This window comes from Caballeronia sp. (genome assembly GCF_049581465.1).
GTDB lineage: Bacteria > Pseudomonadota > Gammaproteobacteria > Burkholderiales > Burkholderiaceae > Caballeronia.
Window position 1 is genome coordinate 1 of record NZ_JBAUSA010000414.1, and the last position, 4,680, is coordinate 4,680.

General features: G+C 60.7%; 6 protein-coding genes. 1 reads left to right on the forward strand and 5 read right to left on the reverse strand.

The features are described from left to right. Positions 1–29: 29 nt before the first annotated feature. Positions 30–1,052: a fatty acid desaturase gene (locus WCA53_RS10355; protein WP_423908749.1), complete on the reverse strand. Its 1,023-nt coding sequence runs from the start codon at positions 1,050–1,052 to the stop codon at positions 30–32. Between the two features lie 142 nt (positions 1,053–1,194). After that, entirely contained in the window at positions 1,195–1,497 is a 303-nt protein-coding gene (locus WCA53_RS10360) for a hypothetical protein (RefSeq protein ID WP_423908752.1), read from the reverse strand. A gap of 448 nt (positions 1,498–1,945) precedes the next feature. On the opposite strand from WCA53_RS10360, the gene WCA53_RS10365 reads away from it, so the two are divergent. After that, complete coding sequence (locus tag WCA53_RS10365) at positions 1,946–3,460, forward strand: aldehyde dehydrogenase family protein (protein WP_423908755.1); 1,515 nt, start codon at positions 1,946–1,948, stop codon at positions 3,458–3,460. Between the two features lie 44 nt (positions 3,461–3,504). Here the strand turns inward: WCA53_RS10365 and WCA53_RS10370 are convergent, their stop codons facing one another. From WCA53_RS10370 to WCA53_RS10380, 3 genes are all read right to left on the reverse strand, one after another. Beyond that, complete coding sequence (locus WCA53_RS10370; RefSeq protein ID WP_423908757.1) at positions 3,505–3,783, reverse strand: hypothetical protein; 279 nt, start codon at positions 3,781–3,783, stop codon at positions 3,505–3,507. A gap of 40 nt (positions 3,784–3,823) precedes the next feature. Continuing rightward, positions 3,824–4,162 (reverse strand): hypothetical protein, encoded by a 339-nt coding sequence (locus WCA53_RS10375; RefSeq protein ID WP_423908759.1) that lies wholly within the window; start codon positions 4,160–4,162, stop codon positions 3,824–3,826. A gap of 162 nt (positions 4,163–4,324) precedes the next feature. After that, positions 4,325–4,680: penicillin-binding transpeptidase domain-containing protein (locus WCA53_RS10380; protein ID WP_423908761.1), on the reverse strand; the 356-nt coding region annotated here is incomplete at its 5' end.

Genomic DNA, 4,680 nt, shown 5'->3' on the forward strand with positions numbered 1-4,680 from the left:
ATGCAGGGCAATTTCCTGTATCGATATGCCTAGACCGGCGCGGCCGCGTTGCTGTCGAGCGTTTTCGCCTTGACTGCCTGACGATGCGGGTGCGCCGCAAGGGCGGTGACGTCATGAGACGGATGCAGCGCCGGCGCGACTGGCGTCAAAGCATGCCGCACCAGCCACTCTCCGTACCCGTGTGCGATAAAACCGCCATTTCGCGCAAGATACGCGTCGCGGCGCTCATGATAAACGCTCGCCAGGGAAAACCATGGCACCGACGGAAGATCGTGATGTACAGCGTGAAAGTTGTTGTTCAGGAAAAGCAGACGCCAAAACCACGCGCTTTCATTGATCACGGTGCGTTCGCCGACCGCATGGGCCGCGCGGTGTTCCTGAAACGAGCGTATCGATGCAAGCGCGAGCGCTGGATAGCCTATACCTAGAACAAATACGGCTGGGTTGATGCCGCATCTGCGATCGAGCCACGTTGACAGCGCGACGAGCAAAACCACGTGAATCGCCCACGCGCCCGCACTACGCGTGTCTCCGTGGCGAATACGGGTGAAAGCCGAACTGAGCGTCCACGCAATGGAAAAAGCAGGCCCGACTAACACACGCCCGAAGAAAGTATTGCGAAATCCGAGCAGGGCGCGCAGGAATGGACCTGCGTTGCGCCATCGGCTGGCTGAGACGAAATAGCTTTCCGGATCGAGATCGGGGTCGGTCAGGTTGACGTCGTCATGATGGCGTAAATGCGCTTCGCGATACACGGCGTAGGGAAACCAGACCGCAAGCGGCGCCACGCCAAGCAACGCATTGAGTCGAGCAAAGCGCGTGGGGTGACCGTGCAACAACTCGTGTTGCAGCGACATGAAGAGGCACGACAGCACGGCAAGCATGGCTGTGGCTAGCGGCACACCGAGCGCGCGCGCGCTGAGGGCAGTGGCGAACCAACTGCCGTAGATCGCCAGGATCAGCAACCACGTCGGCCATTCGCTGCGCCAGCGCCACGAGGCCCGCGCGCGATGAATTTGCCCGCGTTGAGCGTCGTCGATATATAGGCTCATGACGATTCTTGAGTGGAACGAGCCACGATGTTAGCGGCGCGGCGTCCGGTGCCAAACCAAGCATTCCCGCTAAGCTTGTTCCAGCGTCAAGAATCGAGAGAGCGTTCTGCGCGTGGAGCGCAGAGTGGCGAAAGCGTCGTGGTTACGCCGCTTTCGCCCACAGCCTATTGGTCGTCTTCTTGCGGCCCGGCGTGATGTTGCCCGGCGGCTGTGAAAGTGTATCGAGGATCTTGCGCAATGCTTCCACCCGGCGCTTTTGCACCGGCACGAGCGCGTGGCTCTCGGAAACGACGCTCAGCCGTTCACGCCAGTAATCAACGTTGAGCTTTCCCGCGGCCTTTTCGCTCATCGCGCGTAACTGGCCGATTGCCCGTTCTATATGCTGGAGTTCGGCGTCGGCTTGCGTTGAAGACTTCAAGCCTCCAGATGGCGCGTCTTTTTTCATTATCATTAGGTCCCCTTGTTCCGGCGCATTTGTTCAGCCCGGTTTTTTTATCGATGCCTGATCGATGCGTACTGGCTGCTGCGTCCGGCCATTCCCCGATCGCCTTGCGCTTGTTTGCGCTTTTGGCGGCCCCGGCCTTTTTCGACCGTTCTCCTGATCGTCGCAAAGGGGACGTGCGTGTACTGTCTGACATCGCACATTGCACAAAAGGAACTGTTTGAGCGGGTTTGCCTCGATAAATGCATCGTCTGGGACAATGGCATCCGCGTGGGCGCCTGCGGCGAAAGTTGGACTGATGACGCAAACGTTGTCACGCCGTCGCGGTGGATAATACGGCGTTGACGCTATCCGTTAGCTCATCGGCCGGCTCGTTCATCGCGAGTTCCGGCGATGAACGCCCAGGCGGCGACGGCGGCGGATTCCTGTCGAAACGAACCATGAGGATGTGATGGAACTGAACACTATTCTGAAAGACCTGGGCGTTGATCTCGGCCAATGGCAGGGTAACGCCTTGGCTGCAAGCTCGCCGCGCGACGGCGCGGAACTGGCGCGGCTCGCGGTCGACTCCCCCGCTGACGCCACGCGCAAGATTGATGAAGCGCACGCGGCCTTCCTGATATGGCGGCTGGTGCCCGCGCCGCAACGCGGCGAACTCGTGCGCCTGCTCGGCAACGTATTGCGCGAGAACAAGGCGGCGCTTGGCCGTCTAGTCACGCTCGAGGCGGGCAAGATCACGTCGGAAGGACTCGGTGAAGTGCAGGAAATGATCGACATCTGCGACTTCGCAGTCGGCTTGTCGCGACAGTTGTACGGCCTCACGATCGCGTCGGAACGCCCGGGTCACCGGATGATGGAAACGTGGCATCCGCTCGGCGTGTGCGGCGTCATTTCCGCGTTCAATTTTCCAGTCGCCGTGTGGTCGTGGAACGCGGCGCTTGCGCTGGTTTGCGGCGATGCGGTGGTGTGGAAGCCCTCCGAGAAGACACCTCTCACGGCCATCGCATGCCATGCGCTGTTCCAGCAGGCTTTACGTGAATTCGACAAGACTCATCCGGGCGTAGCACCCGCCGGCCTGACCCAGTTGTTGATCGGCGCGCGTGAAGTCGGCGAAGTGCTCACTGCCTCGCCGAAAGTAGCGCTGGTCAGCGCGACCGGCAGCGTGCGCATGGGTATCGAAGTGGCGCAGGTTCTGTCGAAGCGGCTCGGGCGCAGCATCCTGGAACTCGGCGGCAACAACGCCATGATCGTGGCGCCCAGCGCCGATCTCGATCTCGTCGTGCGCGCAGTCACGTTTTCGGCGGTTGGCACGGCGGGACAGCGTTGTACGTCGCTACGACGCCTGATCGTCCACAAGAGCGTGGCGGACGCCCTGTTGCCGCGTCTGGAAAAAGCGTTTGCATCGGTGAAAGTGGGTGATCCGCTCGACGCCGACACACTGGTCGGGCCGCTGATCGACAAGGCCGCATTCGACGGCATGCAGAAGGCATTGCGCGACGCACGCGAGCAGGGCGGCAACGTGGTGGGTGGCGAGCGCGTCGAGGTGAACGGGCAGGCGGACGCGTTCTACGTGCGGCCCGCGCTCGTGCGAATGCCTGCCCAGACCGGCGTGGTGGCGACGGAAACCTTTGCGCCGATTCTGTACGTGCTCGCTTACGACGATTTCGCCGATGCACTGCAGTTTCAGAACGGCGTGCCGCAAGGGTTGTCGTCGGCGATCTTCACCAACGATATTCGCGAGGCGGAGCAATTCATGTCCGCGGCAGGCAGCGATTGCGGGATCGTGAATGTGAATATCGGCACGAGCGGCGCGGAAATTGGCGGCGCGTTCGGTGGTGAAAAGGAAACGGGCGGTGGCCGCGAATCCGGTTCGGACGCATGGAAAAGCTACATGCGCCGAGCGACGAACACGATCAACTACAGTCGCGATCTGCCACTTGCGCAAGGCGTGAAGTTCGACGTCTGAACCTGTCTGGACCTTGAAGCGCGTACGCTTGAAAACGAAAAACCTCAGTCTGGTTCGGGCGTACGTGATTTCCCGCTTCGCTTGATCTGCTGATCCATGGCCAGATCGAGCCTGCTCACGCGACGCGGCTTTTCAGGCTTAAGCGCTTTGACGAACGCCACGAAGTCGTCGAGGGTCAACGGTGCGCAGAGCTTCTGCTCGCCAGTCGCCGACCGGTCGACAAGATAAAACAAGCCGCCGCTCAGACTGACTGCCGCGTAGTGCGTGTTGCCCGTGCGCGTCTTGAGCCGCTCGACTGCGTTGATGGCTTTGGTCGAACGCATCGTCAGGCCTGGAAAGAAGCCGAGAAAATCGCTGACGGCATCAGGATGCAGGTGCGCATTTCTTGCTCGCGCCTTCCAGCCACAGATTGCCTACATGGCGTTGGCCCGGATAGAACCGATACTCCGTTGCGCCGTTGTCGAAGCGAACCTTGATCACGTTGGAGTCCCCGAATTCGAGCATGGTTCCTTGCGGAATCGGCGTCGATTTGAATGGGGCATCGTGTTTCTTTGCTTCGTCCGTCAGGCACTGGACAATACTCGCGACCGATTGATTGGTCGATGTGTCGACTTCAGGCTGACCTGCATCGGGGTTGTGAAACTGGGCGCAGGATTGCAGGAGAACGAGGGGTAGCGCGAGCGCGCCAATAATCTTTTTCATGGAATCCTTGAAAGTTCGGTCAAGCTGCGGCTGATGCCACCACATGCAACAACTCGTACAACGTTTTGTCCAATTTTACAGCACAGCGACCTTACATTTTCCCGCCAGTATTGACGCTGTGTTTGCGTTGAATTTGCGTTTCACCGGCGCATGACGCGCGTTTCATGCGTCGGGTGGCACGCCGAGCAACTGCATGGTTGCGCCAACCACGCCCGAAAACACCGGGCCCGCCACCGTTGCACCGTAGTACGCACCGGCCGACGGTTCATCGATCATCACGGCGACGATCACTTGCGGATTGCTCATCGGCGCCATGCCGACAAATGACGCGCGATACTTGTTAGCCGCGTACGTCCGTCCAATCTGCTTGCGCGCCGTGCCGGTCTTGCCACCCACCCGGTATCCCTCTACGGCCGCAGCACGGCCCGTGCCACGCGGGCCCATCGCAAGTTCGAGCATGTCGCGCACAGCCGCTGCCGTCGCCGGCTTCGTCACCTGGACCGCGCCCACCGCAGGCT

Bases quoted from the DNA above. Each gene is read 5' to 3' on its own strand.
- WCA53_RS10355 (WP_423908749.1), bottom strand. From the start codon at position 1,052: ATGAGCCTATATATCGACGACGCTCAACGCGGGCAAATTCATCGCGCG.
- WCA53_RS10360 (WP_423908752.1), bottom strand. From the start codon at position 1,497: ATGAAAAAAGACGCGCCATCTGGAGGCTTGAAGTCTTCAACGCAAGCC.
- WCA53_RS10365 (WP_423908755.1), top strand. From the start codon at position 1,946: ATGGAACTGAACACTATTCTGAAAGACCTGGGCGTTGATCTCGGCCAA.
- WCA53_RS10370 (WP_423908757.1), bottom strand. From the start codon at position 3,783: ATGCGTTCGACCAAAGCCATCAACGCAGTCGAGCGGCTCAAGACGCGC.
- WCA53_RS10375 (WP_423908759.1), bottom strand. From the start codon at position 4,162: ATGAAAAAGATTATTGGCGCGCTCGCGCTACCCCTCGTTCTCCTGCAA.